At 32.7% G+C, this 22,963-nt stretch carries 23 protein-coding genes, 2 tRNA genes and 1 riboswitch; of the genes, 11 read left to right on the forward strand and 14 right to left on the reverse strand.

What is annotated here, in order from left to right:
• Positions 1-26 precede the first annotated feature (26 nt).
• The 4 genes from ABNT22_RS04530 to trxA form a co-directional block, all read right to left on the reverse strand.
• Positions 27-100, reverse strand: a tRNA-Asp gene (locus ABNT22_RS04530).
• An 83-nt stretch (positions 101-183) separates the two neighbouring features.
• Positions 184-257 (reverse strand) — tRNA-Asp (locus ABNT22_RS04535).
• Positions 258-310: 53 nt separating this feature from the next.
• Positions 311-1,231: a DUF58 domain-containing protein gene (locus ABNT22_RS04540; RefSeq protein WP_412766887.1), complete on the reverse strand. Its 921-nt coding sequence runs from the start codon at positions 1,229-1,231 to the stop codon at positions 311-313.
• Between the two features lie 67 nt (positions 1,232-1,298).
• Entirely contained in the window at positions 1,299-1,616 is a 318-nt protein-coding gene (trxA, locus tag ABNT22_RS04545) for a thioredoxin (RefSeq protein ID WP_348714514.1), read from the reverse strand.
• 423 nt (positions 1,617-2,039) lie between these two features.
• On the opposite strand from trxA, the gene thrA reads away from it, so the two are divergent.
• The 11 genes from thrA to ABNT22_RS04600 all read left to right on the forward strand — a co-directional run bounded on the left by thrA (position 2,040) and on the right by ABNT22_RS04600 (position 11,410).
• Entirely contained in the window at positions 2,040-4,481 is a 2,442-nt protein-coding gene (thrA, locus tag ABNT22_RS04550) for a bifunctional aspartate kinase/homoserine dehydrogenase I (RefSeq protein ID WP_348714517.1), read from the forward strand.
• 46 nt (positions 4,482-4,527) lie between these two features.
• Entirely contained in the window at positions 4,528-5,457 is a 930-nt protein-coding gene (locus tag ABNT22_RS04555; protein ID WP_348714519.1) for a homoserine kinase, read from the forward strand.
• Positions 5,458-5,464: 7 nt separating this feature from the next.
• The gene (gene thrC / locus ABNT22_RS04560; RefSeq protein WP_348714521.1) at positions 5,465-6,748 is read left to right on the forward strand and encodes a threonine synthase; all 1,284 of its coding nucleotides are present in this window, start codon (positions 5,465-5,467) and stop codon (positions 6,746-6,748) included.
• Between the two features lie 332 nt (positions 6,749-7,080).
• On the forward strand, positions 7,081-7,572 hold the full coding sequence (locus tag ABNT22_RS04565) for a hypothetical protein (protein WP_348714524.1): 492 nt from the start codon (positions 7,081-7,083) through the stop codon (positions 7,570-7,572).
• Between the two features lie 293 nt (positions 7,573-7,865).
• Entirely contained in the window at positions 7,866-8,303 is a 438-nt protein-coding gene (locus ABNT22_RS04570; RefSeq protein ID WP_348714526.1) for a hypothetical protein, read from the forward strand.
• Between the two features lie 5 nt (positions 8,304-8,308).
• Positions 8,309-8,641, forward strand: a complete 333-nt coding sequence (locus tag ABNT22_RS04575; RefSeq protein ID WP_348714529.1) for a hypothetical protein — start codon at positions 8,309-8,311, stop codon at positions 8,639-8,641.
• Positions 8,642-8,678: 37 nt separating this feature from the next.
• The gene (locus ABNT22_RS04580) at positions 8,679-8,999 is read left to right on the forward strand and encodes a hypothetical protein (protein ID WP_348714531.1); all 321 of its coding nucleotides are present in this window, start codon (positions 8,679-8,681) and stop codon (positions 8,997-8,999) included.
• A gap of 108 nt (positions 9,000-9,107) precedes the next feature.
• Complete coding sequence (locus ABNT22_RS04585) at positions 9,108-9,716, forward strand: hypothetical protein (protein ID WP_348714534.1); 609 nt, start codon at positions 9,108-9,110, stop codon at positions 9,714-9,716.
• A 57-nt stretch (positions 9,717-9,773) separates the two neighbouring features.
• On the forward strand, positions 9,774-10,268 hold the full coding sequence (locus ABNT22_RS04590) for a hypothetical protein (RefSeq protein WP_348714536.1): 495 nt from the start codon (positions 9,774-9,776) through the stop codon (positions 10,266-10,268).
• A 91-nt stretch (positions 10,269-10,359) separates the two neighbouring features.
• Entirely contained in the window at positions 10,360-10,872 is a 513-nt protein-coding gene (locus ABNT22_RS04595) for a hypothetical protein (protein ID WP_348714538.1), read from the forward strand.
• Positions 10,873-10,876: 4 nt separating this feature from the next.
• On the forward strand, positions 10,877-11,410 hold the full coding sequence (locus ABNT22_RS04600; RefSeq protein WP_348714541.1) for a hypothetical protein: 534 nt from the start codon (positions 10,877-10,879) through the stop codon (positions 11,408-11,410).
• Positions 11,411-11,423: 13 nt separating this feature from the next.
• Here the strand turns inward: ABNT22_RS04600 and metF are convergent, their stop codons facing one another.
• The 10 genes from metF to ABNT22_RS04650 all read right to left on the reverse strand — a co-directional run bounded on the left by metF (position 11,424) and on the right by ABNT22_RS04650 (position 22,946).
• Positions 11,424-12,380 (reverse strand): methylenetetrahydrofolate reductase [NAD(P)H], encoded by a 957-nt coding sequence (gene metF / locus ABNT22_RS04605; protein ID WP_348714543.1) that lies wholly within the window; start codon positions 12,378-12,380, stop codon positions 11,424-11,426.
• Positions 12,381-12,422: 42 nt separating this feature from the next.
• On the reverse strand, positions 12,423-15,098 hold the full coding sequence (gene metH / locus ABNT22_RS04610; protein WP_412766885.1) for a methionine synthase: 2,676 nt from the start codon (positions 15,096-15,098) through the stop codon (positions 12,423-12,425).
• A gap of 14 nt (positions 15,099-15,112) precedes the next feature.
• Positions 15,113-16,123, reverse strand: coding sequence for a homocysteine S-methyltransferase family protein (locus tag ABNT22_RS04615; RefSeq protein ID WP_348714549.1), 1,011 nt, complete (start codon positions 16,121-16,123; stop codon positions 15,113-15,115).
• 50 nt (positions 16,124-16,173) lie between these two features.
• A riboswitch (SAM riboswitch) is annotated at positions 16,174-16,280 on the reverse strand.
• 64 nt (positions 16,281-16,344) lie between these two features.
• Complete coding sequence (gene cysM / locus ABNT22_RS04620) at positions 16,345-17,232, reverse strand: cysteine synthase CysM (RefSeq protein ID WP_348714552.1); 888 nt, start codon at positions 17,230-17,232, stop codon at positions 16,345-16,347.
• Positions 17,233-17,255: 23 nt separating this feature from the next.
• Positions 17,256-18,017: a serine O-acetyltransferase EpsC gene (gene epsC, locus ABNT22_RS04625; RefSeq protein ID WP_348714555.1), complete on the reverse strand. Its 762-nt coding sequence runs from the start codon at positions 18,015-18,017 to the stop codon at positions 17,256-17,258.
• A 1-nt stretch (position 18,018) separates the two neighbouring features.
• Positions 18,019-18,351, reverse strand: a complete 333-nt coding sequence (locus ABNT22_RS04630; RefSeq protein WP_348714556.1) for a ferredoxin — start codon at positions 18,349-18,351, stop codon at positions 18,019-18,021.
• Positions 18,351-19,406 carry an NAD(P)/FAD-dependent oxidoreductase gene (locus ABNT22_RS04635; RefSeq protein WP_299108929.1) on the reverse strand — a complete coding sequence of 352 codons (1,056 nt, stop codon included), beginning with the start codon at positions 19,404-19,406 and terminating at the stop codon, positions 18,351-18,353. The genes ABNT22_RS04630 and ABNT22_RS04635 overlap by 1 nt, the downstream gene beginning before the upstream one ends.
• 82 nt (positions 19,407-19,488) lie before the next feature.
• Positions 19,489-20,064 (reverse strand): bifunctional precorrin-2 dehydrogenase/sirohydrochlorin ferrochelatase, encoded by a 576-nt coding sequence (locus tag ABNT22_RS04640; protein ID WP_348714558.1) that lies wholly within the window; start codon positions 20,062-20,064, stop codon positions 19,489-19,491.
• The gene (gene cobA / locus ABNT22_RS04645; protein ID WP_348714561.1) at positions 20,065-20,832 is read right to left on the reverse strand and encodes a uroporphyrinogen-III C-methyltransferase; all 768 of its coding nucleotides are present in this window, start codon (positions 20,830-20,832) and stop codon (positions 20,065-20,067) included.
• Positions 20,833-20,843: 11 nt separating this feature from the next.
• Entirely contained in the window at positions 20,844-22,946 is a 2,103-nt protein-coding gene (locus tag ABNT22_RS04650) for a nitrite/sulfite reductase (protein ID WP_348714563.1), read from the reverse strand.
• Between the last annotated feature and the right edge of the window lie 17 nt (positions 22,947-22,963).

Below are 22,963 nucleotides of genomic sequence, written 5' to 3' on the forward strand. Positions count from 1 at the left end.
CTCTTCAAAATTTGAAGAGCTTTTTGCGGTCTGGACGGGACTCGAACCCGCGACCCCATGCGTGACAGGCATGTATTCTAACCAGCTGAACTACCAGACCGTTGCATTTAGCGAATGCAAATATAAAATTGATTTTCGTATTTGCAAATATTTTTTTAAGAACTTACTCTTTCGAGATTTTTGCGGTCTGGACGGGACTCGAACCCGCGACCCCATGCGTGACAGGCATGTATTCTAACCAGCTGAACTACCAGACCGTTGCGTTTAGCGGGTGCAAATATATAACTTTTTTATTGTTTAAAACAAGGAATTATGAAAAATTTTGTCGAGAAATTAAGTAGCTTGTAAGTACTTCGTTGAATCCCAGGTTGATGTCTAAAGGAACATAATCAATTTTATATTGTAAACATTTATTTTTTAATTCAGAAAAGTGTTCTTTAATAGCTTTTTGATATTGTTCTTGTACATTTTCTGTGTATAAATTGATTTCTTGTTGGGTTTCCACATCAATCAATTTTTTAGGAGAACTATCAAAATCAAAATTAAACTCTGTTTTACCATCGTAGGTATGAAACAATACAAGCTCGTGTTTGTTGTATTTTAAATGATGCAAAGCCTCAAATAACTCTTCTGATGCCACATTGGTTTGAAACATATCGGTAAATAAAAAGATCAATGACCTGCGATGTATTTTTTCGGCTATTTCATGCAAGTATTTATATGTTTCGGTAGAAGAAGATGTTTTAGAAGTTAAAAGTTGTTCTAATTGGTTTAAAAGCATTTTTCTATGCCTTTCACTTCCTTTTTCAGGAGCATAATACTCATACTCATTGGCATAAACGCTCAAGCCAACAGCATCGCGTTGTCGTTTTAATATTTCCATTAAAGAAGCCGCTGCAACACTTGCAAATCCTATTTTATTCAAACTATTAATTGTTTGCGTTTTCACAATAGGGTAGTGCATTGAAGCGGAGTTATCAATAATAATATGACACCTTAAATTAGTTTCTTCCTCATACTTTTTAGTATAGAGTTTTTCAGTTTTGGCAAAAAGCTTCCAATCAATATGGCGAGTACTTTCTCCTTTGTTATACAATTTATGTTCTGAGAATTCAACAGAAAACCCATGAAATGGACTTTTATGCATTCCGGTAATAAAACCTTCAACAACCTGCTTTGCTAGTAGGTCTAGGTTTTTTATTTCTGTAGAAATTGTACTTAAGTTCATCATATAGGTCGAAAATAAAAAAAGGTTTAGCATATGCCAAACCTTTTACAATGTTTTATTTGATAAACTACTATAAAGCAGCATCGATTTTATCAGTATAAGTCTTCTTCGGAGCTGCACCAACTTGCTTATCTACTACCTCACCATTTTTAAAGATTAAAACAGTTGGAATGTTTCTTACTCCATACTTAGCAGCAAACTCTTGGTTGTTATCTACATCAACTTTACCAACAACTGCTTTTCCTTCATACTCATTGCTAATTTCATCAACGATAGGAGCAACCATTCTACATGGTCCACACCAAGCCGCCCAAAAATCAACTAAAACTGGTTTATCTGATTTTAATACTACTTCTTCAAAAGATGCATCTGTAATTTCTAACGCCATTTTATAATATTTTAATTATTTAATTGTCTTAAGTTTTCTCACACAAAAGTAAACAAACTATTTTAGAATACAATTTTAAGAAAATTACTTTTTATTATAGGTAGATTGGATTAATTTATTGACTAGTATTATTTTATCATTTTTTTTAGAAAAACTAACTAAAAATAAAAATAGACTTGTTTCTATTAAAATAATTTATACATTTGGAGTAATGTTAGCCGAAAATAAAAATATAAATATCTCAATAACTGCAATTTCAGCGGTTGGTATTTTTATTGGCACAACAATTATTACTACAACGGGTACCCTTTAGGGGGTCTTTTATTTACATATAATCTTATTGGTATATCCATATTTTCGAAAGAATCGAAAAGAGATGGTGATTTTTCAAAAAACACATACATAATTTTTAGTTAAAATAAAATGAAAGTTTTAAAATTTGGCGGTACTTCGGTAGCCAATCAACAAAACATTAAGCAGGTTTTACAAATCGTAAAACAAGCTTCACAAGAGGAAAAAATATTCGTAGTTGTTTCTGCATTTGGAAAGACTACTAACAAATTATTGGCAATTGCTCAAGAGTCTTTGGAAGATGCAACAAAAATTGAAACATTAGTTTCTGAATTAAAAGAACACCATTATAGGGTAATTGAGAGTTTAATTTCAGAAAAGAATCAATTAGAGGTAAAGCAGCATGTTGATACACTTTTCTCTGAATTAATAGCGATATATCAAGGGGTTTCTTTGTTGAAAGAGTTGTCTCCAAATACATTAGCAAAAGTATCTAGTTTTGGAGAGCAGTTATCTTCATATATCATAGCCAATGCAGCAAAAGAAAGCTTAAATGCTGCTCATAAAAATAGTAGAGAATTAATAATTACCAATAGTAACTATTTAAATGCTCAGGTACTTTTTGAAGAAACCAATTCGAATATTGTACGTTTTTCAAAAGAAAACACAAGTGAAGTAGTTGTATTAGGTGGATTTATAGCTTCAAATAAAGATGGAGAAATTACCACGTTAGGAAGAGGAGGATCTGATTACTCTGCCGCTATATACGCAGCTGCATTGAAGGCAGATGAACTTCAAATTTGGACAGATGTAAGTGGTATGTTTACCGCGAATCCAAGAGTGGTAAAGCAAGCTTTTGCTATTTCAGAAATATCGTATGAAGAAGCAATGGAACTATCTCATTTTGGAGCTAAAGTTTTATATCCACCAACCATACAACCTGTATTAGAAAGGGAAATTCCAATTAGAATAAAAAATACTTTTGAACCTGAAAACCCTGGAACTTTAATTAAAAAAGTATCTGAAAACAAAAAAACAGTAAGGGGAATCTCCCATATTGAAAATATCAGTTTGCTTACTCTTGAAGGCAGTGGCATGGTTGGCGTTCCGGGAGTGTCAAAACGAATGTTTGAAACATTAGCCTTGCATCATATCAATGTAGTGTTAATTACACAAGCATCTTCCGAGCATTCTATTTGTATTGGAGTATTTGATGAAGATGCCGATACGGCAAAAGCATTATTAGATGAAACATTCCAATTAGAAATTCATCAGCATAAAGTAAATCAAGTGCTGGTAGAAAAAGGCTTGGCAATTATTGCTTTGGTGGGGGACCATATGAAAAATCATCAAGGTTTAAGCGGACAAATGTTTAGTGCTTTAGGAAAGAATAATGTAAATATTAGAGCAATTGCGCAAGGAGCTTCAGAAAGAAATATTTCTGCAGTAATAGAAAGTGTAGATGCTAAGAAAGCATTGAACACTTTACACGAACAGTTTTTTGAAGAAAAAATCAAGCAACTAAATCTATTTGTTACTGGGGTAGGAAACGTAGGAGAGAAGTTTTTAGAGCAAGTCAATCAACAAAAAGAATTTTTAAAGGAGAATTTAAAGCTAAACTTAAGAGTTATTGGTGTTTCAAATTCTAGAAAAATGGTATTTGACGAAGAAGGTTTAAATTTAGATAATTGGAAACAATTATTGGCGGAAGGTGAATCTAGTACTATTGAAAGCTTTTTTGAAAAAACAAAGAGTTTTAATCTAAGAAATTCAGTTTTCGTTGACAATACGGCTAATGCGAATGTCTCTGAAGTTTATGAACACTATTTAAGAAATAATGTAGCGGTAGTTACTTGTAATAAAATAGCCTGTGCATCTAACTTAGAAAACTATAAGAAATTAAAAAGGATTTCAAGAAAATACAATGCACCTTTCTTATTTGAAACCAATGTAGGAGCAGGACTACCAATTATAGATACCTTAAAGAATTTAATAGCTTCAGGAGATCGAGTGCACAAAATCCAAGCAGTATTATCTGGAACTTTAAATTTTGTATTTAATAATTTTAATGACTCCGTTACATTTCATAATGTAGTAGCCGATGCACAAGCACAAGGATATACTGAACCAGATCCGAAAATCGATTTAAGTGGAATTGATGTAGCTCGTAAAATATTGATTTTAGCGCGTGAAAGCGGATACGAATTAGAACTTTCTGATATTGTGAATAATTCATTTTTATCTGAAGAAAGTTTAAATACTACAGATAACGAAGCTTTTTATAAGAGTTTAAAAGTTTACGAGAACAATTTTCAGCAGTTGTATAAGGATGCGAATGATAAAAATTGTAGATTGAAATATGTAGCTGAATTTGAGAATGGAAAGGCAAATGTAGGATTACAACACATTCCATCGGATCATCCGTTTTACAATTTAGAAGGAAGCGATAATATTGTATTGTTCTTTACAGATAGATATCCTGTGAATCCATTACAAATAAAAGGAGCAGGGGCAGGGGCAGAAGTTACCGCTTCAGGAATCTTTGCCGATGTTATTCGTGTAGGAAATGAGTAAAAATCAGAAGTTTCAATAATAAGAAAACGATACACACAGCAAAAAAATGAACTATATAAAAATATTTGCACCGGCAACCGTAGCTAATGTTTCTTGCGGATTTGATTCTTTAGGATTTGCTATAGATAATGTAGGAGATACCATGACGTTCGAAAAAACAAAAGAAAAAGGCGTTAGGATAACTGCCATAACTGGAGCTGAGTTACCATTTGATGTAACGAAAAATGCAGCAGGTGTGGTAGCATTGGCAATGCTAAAAAAGCATCCGGTAGATTTTGGAATCACCATTAGCATTCATAAAGGCTATGCTCCTGGAAGTGGATTGGGAAGTAGTGCTGCCAGTGCTGGAGGAGCCGCGTTTGGTGTGAATGCATTGTTAGGAAATCCGTTTTCTAACCTAGCATTAACACAGTTTGCCATGTTAGGAGAAGAAGCAACTTGCGGAAGTCCAATAGCCGACAATGTTTCAGCAGCTATTTATGGTGGTTTTGTATTGGTAAGAAGTTATACACCATTAGATATAGTGAGTTTACCGGTTCCTTCTGAATTACGTTTGGTAGCAATTCATCCTCAGGTTGAGGTAAAAACAAAAGATGCAAGAGACGTACTTCCAAAAGAAATTCCTTTAAAAAGTGCAGTAACCCAATGGGCAAATGTTGGCGGACTTATAAGCGGATTGTATTCAGATAATTATGAATTAATAAGTAATTCGCTAACAGATATTATTGTAGAACCTGTACGTAAAAAATTAATACCGCATTTTGACTCTGTAAAAAAAGCAGCAATTGAAGCAGGTGCTTTAGGAGCTGGAATTTCAGGATCTGGCCCAACAATTTTTGCTTTATGTAGAGGAAATGAAGTAGCAAAAGAAGTATACAAAGCTATCAAGGAAACTTATCAAGAAACTGGAATTGATTTCCACATGATTCAATCAGAAATTAATACACAAGGAATTCAAATACTTGAACAAAACTAACAACACAATGAAATATTATAGTTTACATCATCAATCACCAAAAGTAAGCTTTGAAGAGGCGGTGGTCAATGGGTTAGCACCAGATAAAGGCTTGTATTTTCCCGAAGATATCAAACCTTTACCGAAAGAGTTTATAGAAAATATAGATACTTATTCGAATGAAGAAATTGCCTATAAAGCCATTGAGCAATTTGTAGGAGATGAAATACCAAAAGAAGTATTAGAAGGAATAATTAAAGAGACCATTAATTTTGATTTCCCGGTGGTATCCGTCAAAGAAAACATAGGGTCGTTGGAACTTTTTCATGGACCAACCATGGCATTTAAAGATGTAGGTGCTCGCTTTATGGCACGTTGCTTAGGGTATTTTAATAGAAATACAGAGAAGGAAGTAACGGTTTTAGTTGCTACTTCGGGAGATACTGGAGGAGCCGTTGCACATGGTTTTTTAGGAGTAAAAGGAGTAGAGGTTGTGATTTTGTATCCTAGCGGAAAAGTAAGTGATATTCAAGAAAAACAGTTGACTACTTTAGGACGAAACATTACGGCTTTAGAGGTAGATGGAGTTTTTGACGATTGTCAGGATATGGTAAAAACAGCATTTTTAGATGGTGATATCCAAAGAACCTTAACGTCTGCAAACTCAATCAATGTTGCCCGATGGTTACCACAAATGTTCTATTTTTTCTTTGCATATAAGCAAGTATATAAACAACATAAAGAAGTAGTGTTTTCAGTACCAAGCGGAAACTTTGGAAATATCTGTGCAGGGATTATGGCACAGAAATTAGGATTACCAATTAAACATTTTGTAGCAGCTACCAATGTGAATGATACCGTACCCAATTATTTAGAAAGCGGAAAATACGAACCGAAACCGTCTAAAGCAACCATTTCAAATGCCATGGATGTTGGAAATCCGAGTAATTTTATAAGAATACAAGAGCTGTTTGGGAAGGATATTGAAGAACTAAAAAAAGCTTTTTCATCGTATTCTTTTTCTGATGAACTAACAAAAGAAACCATGAAATTTATTTATAAAGAAAGTGGTTATATAGCAGATCCGCATGGTGCTGTTGGATATTTAGGATTAGAGAAATACGGATTAAAAGATAATGCAATAGGAATCTTTTTAGAAACTGCACATCCCGTAAAGTTTTTAGATGTAGTTGAGAGCACTTTAGCTATTGAAGTAGCCATTCCTGAACAAATCAAGGAGGTAATTGATAAAGAAAAAGAATCTATAAAGATTGGTACTTACAAAGAATTGAAAGCATTTTTAAATAGATAAAATCTTTTAAAACTTAGATAAGATAAAATATAAACTACCCCACTCCCACACGATTGTATCGTGTGGTTGAGTAAGAGTAAGCAACAAGAATAAGTTAATACTTAAAACAAGCAAAAAGATGGACTTAGGTTCATCTTTTTGATTTTATAAAAGTGTTATTTTAGATGTTTGAATTCTTTAAGCTATGAATGTTAGATCTTTCATAGATTATTTGAATTAGAATGTCACACGATACAATCGTGTGGGAGCGGGACATGATACGAATAATAGAAAAAGAATATTACCGCAAAATATATATTCAGGAATTCCAACTCATTTTTAAATTCTTTTAAATGAAAAAATATCTTATAATTTTAACATTTTTTTTTACTTCTTATTCTTTTTCACAGAACAATGATTTATATGAAAAGGACTCGGCTTATCATAAAAGTTTATTAAATAAATACATAGATGGAACTGATAAAGACGAAGTGTTTTATTTAACATTTTATGGGTTTGATAAAAACGAAACATATTTTTTCAAATTAAAAAATAAAAGAATTGAAGTATTTAGGTTAGAAAATAAAAAGTTTTCAACAAAAAGTAAATGCAAAAAACTGAAGTTGTCCGATATTGATAAAAATAATATTGAGGAGGCTTTAAAGATGGTAAAAAGCAAAAGTTTAGAATTAGATAAGAGCAGATGCTTTGGATATGATACAGTACATTATTATGACATAGAGGTTAATATTTTCAATAAAAGGCATATAGTAAGTTCAAAATGTCTAAGAGCCTTAATAGATAATAAATACTTGAGTTCGTTATTTAATGTTATAGATTTTTAACTTATGTTAGTTTTTGATTAATAAGGGTTTAAGTAATTGAAGCAAGCAAGAAGATGGATTTAGGTTCATCTTTTTATTCTTTATAAAAGCGTTATTTTTAGAGTTTTGAATTCAGTTAGCTATGGTGGTTTTACTTACAAATTATAAAAAGTTGTTTTTATTAGGAACAACTATTCTTATTACTACATGTTTAGTTGGTTGTATGGAATTTGATCAATTAGAATAAAGAAGATTGGTGAGGGACTGATTGTAATGGATATATTTCAAGAGTCTAATTATAAATTGATAAATAGATGAGAAAACAAAGAATAGTATTATTGGTATTAAGTACGGTGTTTATAAATTGTAATACTAATAAACTTGAAGGGGAATTGGAGATTTTAAAGAAGGAGAATAAAGAATTGAGAGATTCAATCAATAAATTGAATTATGCTAAAATATTGTCTTCTGAGATGATAATTTTACCATCTAAAGAAAAAGTTGGTGGACAAAAATTTGACGGACTATTATGCAATAGGCTAAATGAATTTAGTTTTGATCTTTATCAATTGGATACTTTACATTATACTAAAGGAGTGAAAAAAAGAGAAATATTTACAAATCATTCTTCTCCGCAATTTCAAATAGAGGTAGACAGGAGTTTAATAAAAAATAAAACGTTGTATTTATTAGCGGAGTATGACTTAGATAGTATTAAAATTCAGGTTCCTGGAATATTGTATTTAAATTAGTTGTTATGGGACTGATTAAATGTAAAATTCACGGTTATAGTAGTTTTATTCAAATGAGTAATGTCCTCTTTGAAAAATACTATTTAAATAAAAAGGAGAAGTATGTTGTTTTAAGAATTGTTTTTTCTATAAAGAAGTTAGATACTGAATTTGCACATTATGATTTAGAAGACAATAGAATAAGATATGAGTCAGTAAAATCTTTTGAAGATTTTGAACTAGTTTTTGAAGAAATTAGTGGAGATAAAGGAACTTGTGGGAAGTGTTTTAAGGAGTTTGTTGAGTCAAATAAAATTGAGTTAGATGAATTAGTATTGGTAATTGAAAATGACCAATAGGTAAATGTTAATTTACTCAAAATGAACAAGTAAGAAGATGAAACTAAACAAAAATAAAAGAGGTGTAATTTTTCTAATAATAATTACTGTATTTGGTTTTTATAAAATATTTGAGCAAAAAGTATCAAAAGATAATTCAAAACTAATGTTAGCTACAGTGACGGGAAAAAGTTGTAGTTCAGGTACATTTGGGCATAGTAGTTCTATATGGGTTAAATATGCTGGAAAAAGATATTTAGTTTATCTAAACTATTCAAAGTGTAAAAAATTAAAGATTGATGATGAATTAGAGCTACTTTATTCTGAGATAGATGATAAATTTTATGATAAAGATAAAAAAGTACTTTATTTTTTTTAGTGTAAAGAGGTATTTTAGAGTCTTGAATAGGCTATGTATTATAGAGTTCCATAAGTGTTATAAATAAGAATGAATTTGTGAGATAGAAGCACATAAAATAAATTTTGTATGAAGAGATTTGTAATAATATTATGTATTGGATTGTTTATTTCATGTAAAAATTCTATGATTTCAAAACAGGTACTTTTAGGAAATTGGAAAAGTGAAAAAATATCGTTGGAAATCACTGAAGATAGGGTTATGAGAATAGAAAATGGGAAAGAAATAGTTTATGATGGCTATTCTATATCCAATGATACCTTAAAACTTTTTCAAAAATCGAGTATAGAACTACATTTGATTTCTTTAAAAGATGAGAAATTAGTTTTTAACCCAATTGACACTTTTAAAAAAGACATTCAGTTAATTGACCAGACAGTATTTACTAAAACATTAAAAGAAAATAATGTTTATGAAAAAGCTTTTTTAGACACAAAACTATTGGAGGGAGTTTGGGCAGAAAGTACTGAAGGGAATGCTTTGTTTTTTATTGAAAATGATAACATTACCTATGTTGAAAATTTAGAAAGTTCTTATCCAGTAAAATTAAATAAGGACACTTTGTATATACGTTTTGATGATTTTATGTATAAAGGAAAAGTGTTTAAATTGAGTCAAGATAGTCTAGTTTATAAAAGGGATAATGAAATAATTAGATTGCTAAGACGAAAGGAATAAACAGATTCTTGAATTAGAATTATTTTGATTGAGAGTTAAACAATTGAAACAATTGGTATGAAAAAGTATTGTATAGTCTTAATATGTTTAATCACTTTTGCATGTAGCAATAAAGTAGATAATTTATTTGGGAAAAATAGAGAGAGTTTTTTGAACTTAGTAGAATTGTTAAAAACGAATAATCACTTTTTCTTTAATAAAAAGGAGGATGTTCATCGAGTTTATTTTACTTATGTTTTTAGCAAAGAGTATGAGGAATTACCTAAGTCAAGTGACTGGAATACTATTGATAAGGAACTTTATTCTCAGTTAAAAATTCTTTTTAATAAATTAGGAATAAACCAGTTTTATATTTCTAAGAAAGGAAACTTATTTTTCAAGTTAAAAGAAGAAGATTATTTTATAAAATCAAATAATTATTACTTGGGTTTTTCTGAAGAAAATAATATTAAAAGTGATATGACTAATTTCGGAGCTTGTAGGATTAATAGTTATTATAGAATCGAAAATAAGTGGTATGGTATAGTTTGTAGTTCTTCTCCTGCAAATTAATACTTAAACAAGTGAAAAGATGGTCTTAGGTTTATCTTTTTGATTTTATGAAAATTGGTATTTTAGAGATTAAAAAAATGTAATCATTTCAATGAAAAAGCTTTATATCTTGATAATTATTGGTGTTTCTATTTTTACTTATTTATGTTTTAATCCACTTATTGTTTTTATAAAAGAAGAAAGAAAATCATTCATAATTGAGAAAGAGTATCGAAAGGGAGATACAATTGAGGTATTAAATCGTCTAAATTTTAATGAAGGACATTGGGTAGCATATTTAGTAATTAATAAAGAAGATTCTGAAGATATTGACAACCGAATACCAACTGGAAAAATATTAAAAACCGAAAACGTAACCTTGCTTAAAGAAATGAAGAGGAACTGGGTTTTTAAATACACAGGGGGTGATTTAGCTACTGTTCAAAATCAAATTAAGATTTATAAGAACAAGGAACTTATGTTTTCTAGCGGGATTGTATTGGATAAAAATTTTGAAGCCCTACAAAATAGTGATGTAGGGTATGTTTACCCTTTGAAGAAGCATAATATGATAAAATATTGTATGCAATTTGAAAGGGTGTTCTATCCTTTTGTCATGCTTTAAGGTGTTGAAAAAAATTAAAAAGAAAGTAAATATGGGTAAGAGATTTTTATGGATTGTTTTATGTTTTACTTTTTTGTTTTCAGGTTATTCTCAACAGTGTAATGAAACTAAGGTATTGAATACTGTTATTTATATACTAAGTAATGAGGATGTTAAAAAAGAAATTAAAAATACGTTTGGGAGACGAGGGAAATTAAAAAACCTTTATTTTGAAATGGCAAAAAATGTAACTTGTTTAAGTATTGATGTTTTTGATGATTATTTTGAAAAAGAAGAAAATTTAAGTATTGAAAATTTCCATAAAGAGTACTATTTTGAACCAGAAAAAAATAAATTTACTTATTTGTTTCCTAAGAGCAAGAATAGTGTCAAAATTCATTTATCCAAACCATTTAGAAACTATTTGATAGCAGAGTTAAGTTTAAAGGATTATAGCGATTCATTGCTAATGTTAGGTATGTCAATAAAAATACTTTTTGTATTTAACGAAAAAAATCAAATACAAAAAACAATCATAGAACCCATGATAAATTTTTAAACAACCAAAGAAGTTAAAACACTTCTTTGGCTATAGCTTTGATATTACTTGATTTTCCCATAGAGTAATAATGTACTACAGGAACACCTGCTTCTATTAATTCTTTACTTTGTTGAATGGCCCATTCAATACCTATTTGTCTTACATCTTTGTTGGTTTTACAACCTTCAACGGCTTCTACTAATTCTTGTGGTAAGTCCAACCTAAAAATTTGTGGTAGTATTTGTAAATGACGTTGTACTGCTAAAGGCTTAATACCTGGGATAATTGGAACGGTGATCCCAATTTCTCTGGCTTTTTCAACAAACTTGAAATACTTTTTATTGTCAAAAAACATCTGAGTTACTACATAATCTGCTCCAGAATCTACCTTTTCCTTCAATCTCTTTAAATCACTTTCTAAACTTGGTGATTCTAAATGTTTTTCAGGATACCCAGCAACACCAATACAAAAATCTGCTTTATACGGTGTTTCTATAATCTCATGTAAGTACTTTCCTTTGTTTAAATCGGCTATTTGTTTTACCAAATCTGCGGCATATCTGTTTCCACCGTTAGACGCCTGAAAGTATTGTTCATCTTTACGAGCATCACCACGTAACGCCATGACATTGTCTAAACCTAAATAATGACAATCCACCAATACATATTCGGTTTCTTCTTTGGTAAATCCTCCGCATAAAACATGTGGAATCGCATCTACATTGTATTTATATTTTAAAGAGGCACAAATACCAACGGTTCCTGGGCGCATTCTAGTTATTTTCTTTTCTAGCAGTCCATTTTCTTTAGGAATATAAATATGCTCTTCTCTTGAGGTAGTTACATCAATAAAAGGAGGTTTAAATTCCATTAAGGGATCTATATTGTTATACAGGTCTTCAATATTTTGTCCTTTTTGAGGAGGAACAATTTCAAATGAGAATAAGGTTTTTCCTTTCGCTTTTTTTATGTGATCTGTTACTTTCATAAGAATTCTCTTTATACAGAGTGGTATGTGTTGTTGTGTTTTTTAATTATTTGCAATGTTTGGATGTAGCCATTTTCTAGCTTTGTCAAGTGGAATTCCTTTTCGCTCAGCATAATCTCGTACTTGATCATCGGTTATTTTTCCTAATCCAAAATATCGAGCTTCTTCATGAGCAAAGTAATATCCAGAAACAGCAGCTGCTGGCCACATGGCAAGACTTTCGGTAAGACTTACTCCAATGTTTTTTTCAACCTCTAACAATTCCCAAATAGTTTCTTTTTCCAAATGATCTGGACAAGCGGGATAACCAGGAGCTGGTCGGATGCCTTTATAAACTTCTTTGATCAGTTCATCATTAGATAAGTTTTCTTCGGAAGCATAGCCCCAGTGTTTGGTTCGTATACGGTGGTGTAAGTATTCGGCAAAAGCTTCTGCAAATCGGTCTGCGATGGCTTGTACCATGATGGCATTGTAATCATCATGAACGTTCTTATACTCCTGAGCAAGTTCATCGGCACCAAAAATAGCAGTACAAAAAGCTCCGATATAATCTGTTTGTTCGCTGTGCTCCGGAGCAATAAAATCTGCTAAGGCAAAACTTGGTTTTCCTTTTTGCTTTTTTAATTGTTGTCGAAGGGTTCTAAAAACAAAAGTTTCTCCTCCTTTTTTCGTAACCGTGATATCATCATCCTGTACAGTATTCGCTTCAAAGATTCCGAAGATAGCTTTGGGTTTTAGGGCTTGTTTTTCAATGATCAATGAAATCATTTTTTGAGCATCTTCATACAAACTAGTTGCTTGTTCACCTACCACTTCATCTTCTAAAATATTTGGAAATTTTCCGTGTAAATCCCAAGAACGAAAAAACGGACTCCAATCAAAGAACGGAACCAATTCTTTTAAACTGATCTGTTCAAACTTTTGAATTCCTAACTCTTTAGGTTTAGAAATTTGTGTGTTTTTCCAATCAATTTGATATTTATTCTCTCTGGCTTCTTCAATAGAGATATAATGTTTCTCTTTACCGCGTTTTAAAAACTTAGTTCTAAACTCTTCATAGTCCTTCTTAAGTTTGGCTACATACGCATTGCTGGTTCTTTTGTTTAATAAATCACCTACAACAGTTACTGCTCTAGAAGCATCGTTTACATGCACGACTGCATTTTTATACTCTGTATCTATTTTAACAGCAGTATGTGCTTTGGAAGTGGTTGCACCACCAATTAACAACGGAATATCAAAATTTTGACGCTCCATTTCTTTAGCTAAATACACCATTTCATCCAGTGATGGAGTAATCAATCCGCTTAAACCAATAGCATCTACATTTTCCTTTTTGGCGGTTTCAATAATTTTTTCAGGAGCCACCATAACTCCTAAATCAACAATTTCATAATTGTTACAACCTAAAACAACACTCACAATGTTTTTTCCGATATCATGAACATCACCTTTTACAGTAGCCATTAGAATTTTTCCTAAAGCTTGTTGTTCTTCACTTTTTTCAGCTTCTATATATGGATTTAAATAGGCAACTGCTTTTTTCATTACCCGAGCCGATTTTACTACTTGTGGTAAGAACATTTTCCCAGAACCAAACAAATCACCAACCACATTCATTCCCGTCATTAAATGACCTTCAATAACATGTAAAGGTCTTTCTACACTTAAGCGCGCTTCTTCTGCATCTTCAACTATAAAAGCATCAATTCCTTTTACTAAGGAATGTGTAATTCTATCTTGTAAAGGCAGATTTCTCCATTCTAAAACAGTAGTGTCATCTTCTTTCTTTTTGCCTTTTACAGTTTCAGCAAAATCTAATAAGCGTTCAGTAGCGTCATCTCTTCGATCTAAAATAACATCTTCTATATGCGCTAAAAGATCTGCTGGAATATCGTCATACACCTCTAACATCGTTGGGTTTACAATTCCCATATTCATACCTGCTTTGATAGCATAGTATAGGAATACCGAATGCATGGCTTCTCGTACTACGTTGTTTCCTCTAAATGAAAAGGAAACATTACTTACACCTCCGCTTACACTTACATGAGGTAAGTTTTCTCGTACCCAACGAGTAGCTTCAATAAAATCAATGGCGTTTTTACGATGCTCTTCCATTCCTGTAGCCACAGGGAAAATGTTTAAGTCGAAAATAATATCCTCAGGAGGGAAGTTGACTTTATCTACTAAAACACGATAGGAGCGCTCAGCGATTTCAATTCTTCTTTCATAATTATCTGCTTGCCCAACTTCATCAAAGGCCATGACAATTACTGCCGCACCATATCGTTTTATCTGAGTAGCTTCCCAAATAAATTTTTCTTCGCCTTCTTTTAAAGAAATTGAATTTACAACCGATTTTCCTTGTACTACTTGAAGTCCGGCTTCAATAATTTCCCATTTAGAACTATCAATCATTATAGGAACTCTGGCAATATCAGGTTCTGAAGCAATTAGGTTTAAAAAACGAACCATGGCTTCTTTGCCGTCAATCAAACCATCATCCATATTAATATCAATGATTTGTGCACCTCCATCTACTTGATGACGGGCAATGGCCAAAGCTTCATCAAATTTTTCTTCTTTGATTAATCGAAGAAATTTACGAGAACCTGCTACATTGGTACGTTCTCCTACATTGATAAAATTATTTTCAGGAGTTATAATTAAGGGCTCTAGTCCCGATAATTTCATATATCTTCTTTGTTCACTCATCTTCATGTACTCTTTTACAATGCTGAGCTAAGTTCAGCATGTGGACGAGGCTGATATCTTGCTGCAACATCTGCAATTGCTTTGATATGAGCAGGGGTAGTACCGCAACATCCTCCAATAATATTGATCAAATTTTTCTTTAAATATTCTTCTATTTGTGTAGCAGTTTCTTCAGGAGTTTCATCATACTCTCCAAAAGCATTTGGTAATCCTGCATTTGGATGTGCCGATATTGCCAAGGTTGTTTTGGAAGCAATGGCTTCTAAATGGGGTTGCAATAAATTTGCTCCTAAAGCGCAGTTAAAGCCCACAGATAGTAATGGGATATGAGAAATAGAAACTAAAAAGGCCTCTGCCGTTTGTCCAGAAAGTGTTCTCCCAGAGGCATCGGTAATGGTTCCTGAAACCATGGTTGGAATATCTATGTTTCGTTCATCTTTTACTTCTTCTATAGCAAATAATGCAGCTTTAGCATTTAAGGTGTCAAATACTGTCTCTACCAATAAAATATCAGCACCACCGTCTAATAAAGCTTCTATTTGTTGTTTATATGCGATTCGTAATTCATCAAAAGTAACAGCTCTATACCCTGGGTCATTTACATCTGGAGACATGCTAGCAGTTCTGTTGGTAGGACCAATCGAACCAGCAACAAATCGAGGTTTGTGTGGTTCTTTAGCATTGAATTCATCAGCTACCTCCTTAGCTATTTTTGCTGATTCATAGTTTAGCTCATAGACCAAATCTTCCATTTGATAATCGGCCATCGCAATAGTGGTTCCAGAGAAGGTATTGGTTTCTACAATATCTGCTCCAGCAGCAAAATATTTTCTATGTACTTCTTTTACAGCTTCGGGTTGAGTGATAGACAATAAATCGTTATTTCCTTTTAAAGGAGTAGGATACTCTTTAAAACGTTCTCCACGAAAATCTTCTTCAGTAAATTTATATTCCTGAAGCATGGTTCCCATAGCACCATCTAGTACTAAGATGCGTTTTTGTATTTCTTTAAAAATGTTTGACATTCCTGATAATTTAGTAATATGTTATCAGGAAAAGAGAAGTAAAATTCTTTTCGTTATCTCCCCATAAAATTATGGTAGAATTTAGCACCTTCTTTGTTTGCACAAAGGGTTGCTAAGGTTTCAAAGGGTCTATTCCCTCCACCTTTCTTGATAACATCATTAAGTTAATGAACTGTGGGCAAATTTATTAGATTATTTTTTAAATACCCAATAAAAAATGACTATTTGTATAAGTTAGATGATAAATATCGATCTCCTCGATCACATACAATAGCTACAACCACACCTTTCTCTATAGAATTCGCCACTTTAAGAGCAGTTGCAAAAGCACCTCCGCTGCTCATTCCAGCAAAAATACCTTCTTGATTAGCCAGTTTTAAGGTACCTTCTTCAGCTTCTTGTTGGGTAACTTGTAATATGGTATCTATTTTTTGAGGTTTAAAAATTGCAGGTAAATACTCTTCAGACCATTTTCGTATTCCTGGAATTTTTGCTCCTTCTTTGGGTTGCACTCCAATAATTCTAATAGCATCATTTTGTTGCTTCAAATAATCTGAAACTCCAGTAATAGTACCTGTTGTTCCCATAGCTGATACAAAGTGCGTAACTTGCCCTTCAGTATCTCGCCAAATTTCAGGTCCAGTAGTGGTAAAATGAGCCTTTGGATTATCGAAATTATCAAATTGATTTAATCTAAAGTATCCCTTTTTATATTTTAATTTTAGCGCATGGTCTATAGCGCCTTCCATACCTAATTCAGTAGGGGTTAAGATGACTTCAGCACCATAAGCTCTCATGGTTTTTACACGCTCAATAGTAGCGTGTTCAGGCATGGTTAATACCATATTTACTCCTAAAACTTTTGCCATTAAAGCCAAAGCAATTCCAGTATTACCACTGGTAGCTTCTACTAAAGTGTCTCCTTTCTTAATATTTTTCTTTTTAAGAGCTTCAGAAATCATAAAATAAGCAGCTCTATCCTTAACACTTCCACCAGGATTATTTCCTTCTAGCTTTAATAGTAGTTTTACATTTGGGTTATTAAATGAATTGGTAACTTCTACTAAAGGGGTGTTTCCTACGAAATCAATTATACTTTTTGTTTTCATCAATGGTTGTTTTTTAAGTAAAGTCATTTTACATACGATTTTCTAGTGGTAATTTTATTTTCTGATTCATAAGTTACTATGGAAGCTTTCGGAATGGATGAGGTTACACATACATTCGCTCCAATAATACTATTTTCTCCTATGGTCACATCTCCGCCTAATATGGTTGCATTGGCATAGATGGTTACATTATTTTCTATCGTTGGATGTCTTTTCGTTGCGGCCAGCTCTTTTTTTACTTGAATTCCGCCTAAAGTAACTCCTTGATATATTTTTACGTTGTTTTTAATAATGGTGGTTTCTCCAATAACAATTCCAGTTGCATGATCTATAAAGAAAGACTCCCCAATGGTAGCTCCAGGATGAATGTCTACACCCGTAATACTATGTGCATATTCACTCATCATTCTTGAAAAAGTGAATTGATCAAGTTTATACAACTCATGACTCAATCGGTAAATAGCTATCGCATGAAAACCAGGATATGCTAAATAGACCTCTTCTAGACTTTTACAAGCGGGGTCTGTTTGTTCAAAAGCAAGCGCATCTAAATCTAATTTATGCCTGATACTTAAGAAGAGGTTTTCATAAGTATACCATAGATCAGTAGCATTTTCTATATGAAGTTTGTTGCTTATGACTAAAAAAAGCTTTGCTATTTTTTCTTGGTTTTCTGTTTTATGATTTTCATCAAAAAGAGCATAGAGGAGATGTTTGGTAAACACTTCCACGGTTTCTTTTAAACAGATGTGATAATTTTTTACTGTATTGGTCACTATGGTCATTTTATTCTTCTGGGGCTAATTTTATTTCTAAACCTTCTAATTCGTTTGTTATTTGAATTTGACACCCTAAACGGCTGTTGTCCTTTACATTAAATGCTTCTGCTAGCATTGCGTCTTCATCATCTGTCATTTCCGGTAAATCATGATCTGAATTTACATAACACTGACACGAAGCGCACATTGCCATTCCACCACAAACTCCAATAGTTCCTTCAGGAGCTAGTTCGTATGATCTTACTAGCTCCATTAAATTCATTGCCATATCAGTCGGTGCAAGTACCTCATGGATTACACCCTCTCTATCGGTTATTTTTATGGTTACGTCTTGTTCCATTATTGAATTGCTTTTACCACTGCTTTTGGTGCTTCTTTTTTGGTTCCATCAAACCCTTGTACACCACCAACAGTTGTATATTTCATTACATATTTTTTATCTGGGTGAATTCTTTGATAAGCACTCTGACACATTAAGGTAGCCTCATGGAATCCACATAAGATTAATTTTAGCTTTCCTGGGTAGGTGTTTACATCACCAATAGCATAAATACCAGGAACGTTGGTTTGATAGTCTAAAGAGTTATTTACTTTAATAGCATTCTTTTCAATTTCTAGTCCCCAATTAGCAATAGGTCCTAATTTTGGAGCTAATCCAAATAATGGGATAAAATGATCGGTATCTAAAATAAATGGCTCTTTTCCTTTTTGTTCTACCACAACTCCTGTAACATGTTCTTTACCTAAAACACCTTTTACTTCAGCAGGAGTAATTAAATTGATTTTACCAAGATTTTTTAATTCTTGCACTTTTTCTACAGAATCTAAGGCTCCTCTAAACTCATTTCTTCTGTGAATCAATGTTACCGATTTTGCTACATCAGTTAAGAAGATAGACCAATCTAAAGCAGAGTCTCCACCTCCAGCAATCACCACATCCTTATCTCGATATAGTTCTGGTTCCTTAATCATGTATTCCACACCATTATCTTCATATTGCTGAATGTTTTCTATTTGAGGTTTTCTTGGCTCAAAACTTCCTAATCCACCTGCAATGGCTACTACAGGAGCTTGGTGTTTAGTTCCTTTATTGGTGGTAACAATAAAAGTTCCGTCTTCTTGCTTCTCAATAGTATCCGCACGTTCTCCCAAAGTAAATCCAGGTTCAAATTGCTTAATTTGTTCCATTAGATTTTTGGTTAAGTCACCTGCTAAAATTTCAGGATATGCTGGAATATCATAAATTGGTTTTTTAGGATAGATCTCAGAACACTGTCCACCTGGTTGTGGTAAAGCGTCTATTAAATGACAGCGTAACTTTAATAATCCTGCTTCAAATACTGTAAACAATCCAGTAGGTCCGGCTCCAATAATTAATATATCTGTTTGTATCATTTCTCTTTTAATTTGGTCATTACATTGGTAAAAAGCACAGTAATCTGATGTTTAAGATTGCTTGACTTTGTATATAATGACGTTAGCGTATTAGGTTTTCGGTTAACTTATTTAGTGTTTGTACTTTTTCTTCAAAGTTTCCTTTGATTGTTTTTCTATAATCGTTTAAATTTTGAACGAGTTGGTTGATGTCTTCAGGTATTACTTCTTCGAAAAACTGTCGTAATCGTTTTGCTGTTGTTGGCGATTTTCCATTGGTAGAAATAGCCACTTTTACATTTCCTTTGGTAACAATTCCTCCCATATAAAAATCGCAATATGGTGGATTGTCAGCTACATTGACCAACTTATGCTGTGCTCTACAATCATGGTATACTTGCATGTTTACTTCAGGATTATCGGTAGTGGCAATAACGATGTGTTTTCCTTCTAAATAATCCTTATCATAAATACCATTTAGCATGGTAGTATTTCCAGTTTTTGCAATGGAAATGGTTTCTTCTCGGTAAAAAGGAGCTACCATCGTAACTTTAGCATCCGGACTCGATTTTAAAAGAAAAGATAACTTTTCTTCCGCCACATAGCCACCACCAACAATAAGTACTTCCAATTCTTTTGTCTTTAAGAAAATAGGATACAGGTTGTTTCTTTCTTCCATTTATACTACTTCTTTAAAGGCTATTTCTTGTTGAATTTGTAAAAGTTGTTGTCTGTGATTTACAACATCTCCTAAAATGATAATAGCTGGGTTACTCAATTGATTGGTTTGTACAACTTCTTCTATAGAATTTACTGTTCCAATTCCAATTTTCTCATGCTTGGTAGTTCCGTTTTGAATAATGGCTACAGGTAAATCTCCTTTTTCTTCTTGTTTGAATAAAGAAACAATCTCTGGAAGTTTTCCCATTCCCATTAGAATAACTACGGTTGCATTAGATTTGGCAGCCAATGCTACATCATTTGACAATTGATGTTGTTTGGTAGTTCCTGTAATTACCCAAAAACTCTCAGCGCTCCCTCTTTTTGTTAAAGGAATGTTTTGATAAGCAGGTACAGCCAATGATGATGATATTCCTGGAACAACTGCGACTTCTATTCCCTGTTTCGCAGCGTATTCCATTTCTTCAGCCCCTCTACCAAAAATAAATGGATCTCCTCCTTTTAAACGTACTACATGACCATGAGAGTGTGCTTTAGCAACAATCAATTCATTGATTTGTTCTTGTTGATAGCGATAGCAACCTCTTCGTTTTCCAACAAAGATTAATTCTGTCATTGGATGTACGTAACTTAATAGTTCAGAATTTACTAATGCATCGTATAGTACTACAGATGCAGACTCTAAGGCTTTGATCGCTTTTAAGGTGATTAAATCGGCATCGCCAGGACCAGCTCCTACTACTGTTAATTTTGGTTGCGTATTCATTGTGCTCTCTTTTAACTTTCGACTACAAGTTTTCTATATGCATCTACTGTTTTGTAAAAAGACTTTGCTTCTTGCAAGTACTTTTTAGCAAATGCTGCTGTAGGTTCATTTTTGTTTATTTGATAGATTAAATCTGAAAATGTACTTGGAAGTGCTACTTTATTTGTGCTTACAAATACATCATCAAAGTTTTGTATAATCCCTGCTTGGGTATTGGTTTTTTGCCCTTCTGAGGTTAATAATGCTTTCGCAGTATTTACAAAAGCTGCGTATGAATGGTAAATACTATCTGCCCATTGTTTCTCATTAAAAGCTTCTTCAGAGTTGTCTAATTTTTCTTCACTTTCAAACAAAAGCGTAGCTACTAAATCAATTACAACCCCAGCACATTCTCCAACACCAATAGCTTTTACATAATTTTTATCATGGCCCCAATCGATAAAGTCATCTTCGGTTAAATTGCTAGTGTCTGAAAGCTCTTTTAATAGTTCATAGAAATAGGTTTTCCCATTTCTGTCATAATAAGCCAAGAAGTCTTCATTTTCCTCTTTTCTAGACTCAAAATCATTTAATAAAAGTCTTAAAGCTTGTGGTCCTCTTTTACTTGGAATTTTTACCAGCTTATCTGAAAAACGTCCTTGTCCATCACCTACAATACCACCGCCAATTAAAACCTGTAGGGCAGGGGCTAATAAGTTTCCAACTTTAACAGACATTCCTTGAAAACCAATATGTGCCATATTGTGTTGTCCACATGCATTCATACAACCACTAATTTTAATAGTGATTTCTTTATTAGTAATGTATTGTGGGTATTCTGTTTTAAAAACACGCTCTAATTCTGCTGCAATACCTGTACTGCTTGAAATACCTAAATTACAAGTGTCTGTACCAGGACATGCAGTAATATCTGTAGTGCTATCATATCCAGCTTCTACAAAACCTAATTTTTCAAGTTCCGTATAAAAGAATGGTAATAGTTCTTCTCGTACATGGCGTATAAGTATATTTTGACGTAAGGTAAAACGCAATTCATTGGCTGCATATTTTTTAATTAAATCAGCTAACAATCGTGCTTTGTCTGTATAAAAATCACCTAAGTGCACTTTAATACCTATAGCAAAAAGTCCTTTTTGTTTCTGCGGAATTACATTGGTGTGTTTCCATGTTTCATATGCCTCTTTATCTGTAATTTCTATAGCAGGAACTTCATTAGTTTCAAAGGTAATTGGTTGTTCAAACGCTGCTGTTTCAATAGGGTATGTTTGATACGCTAATGCTTTTTTCTCTTCTTCTACTAAGGTTAAAAAAGCATCTAAACCTATACTTTTAACTAAGAATTTTAAACGAGCTTTGGCTCTTTTTGTTCGTTCTCCATGACGATCAAATACACGTAAAACACCTTCAATAGTTGGAATTAACAAGTCTTCTTCTAAAAACTCATACATCACATCAGCCTGACGAGGTTGTGAACCTAATCCACCTGCTAACATTACTTTAAAACCTTTTATTTCAGTACCATTGATGTTTTTGGTTTTTGCAATAAAACCTAAATCATGCATAAAGCTTAAAGCAGTATCTTTTTCTGTAGAAGAGAAAGACATCTTAAATTTTCTTCCCATTTCTTGACAAACCGGGTTTCTCAAGAAAAACTGAAAAGTAGCATGTGCATATGGGGTTACGTCAAAAGGTTCATTCGGATCAATTCCTGCAGTTTCTGAAGCCGTAACATTACGTACCGCATTTCCACAGGCTTCTCTTAGCGTAATATCATCCTTCTCTAATTGCGCCCAAAGCTCTGGAGTTCTATCTAAACTTACATAATGTATTTGAATATCTTGTCGTGTTGTGATATGTAATCTACCACGAGAATATTCATCCGATACATCTGCAATTCTGTGCAATTGCTCACTACTTACTTTTCCATAAGGTAACTTGATACGTATCATTTGAACTCCTAGTTGACGTTGGCCATAAACTCCTCTAGCCAAACGTAGACTTCTGAATCGTTCTTCATCGATTCTTCCTTCTTTAAACAATCGAATTTTACGTTCTAATTCGATAATGTCTTTTTCTACAACCGGATTTTCTATTTCTGTTCTAAAACTTTGCATGGTTTCTAGTAATTCGC

The sequence above is a fragment of the Tenacibaculum sp. 190130A14a genome, from assembly GCF_964048965.1.
GTDB classification, from domain to species: domain Bacteria; phylum Bacteroidota; class Bacteroidia; order Flavobacteriales; family Flavobacteriaceae; genus Polaribacter; species Polaribacter polynesiense.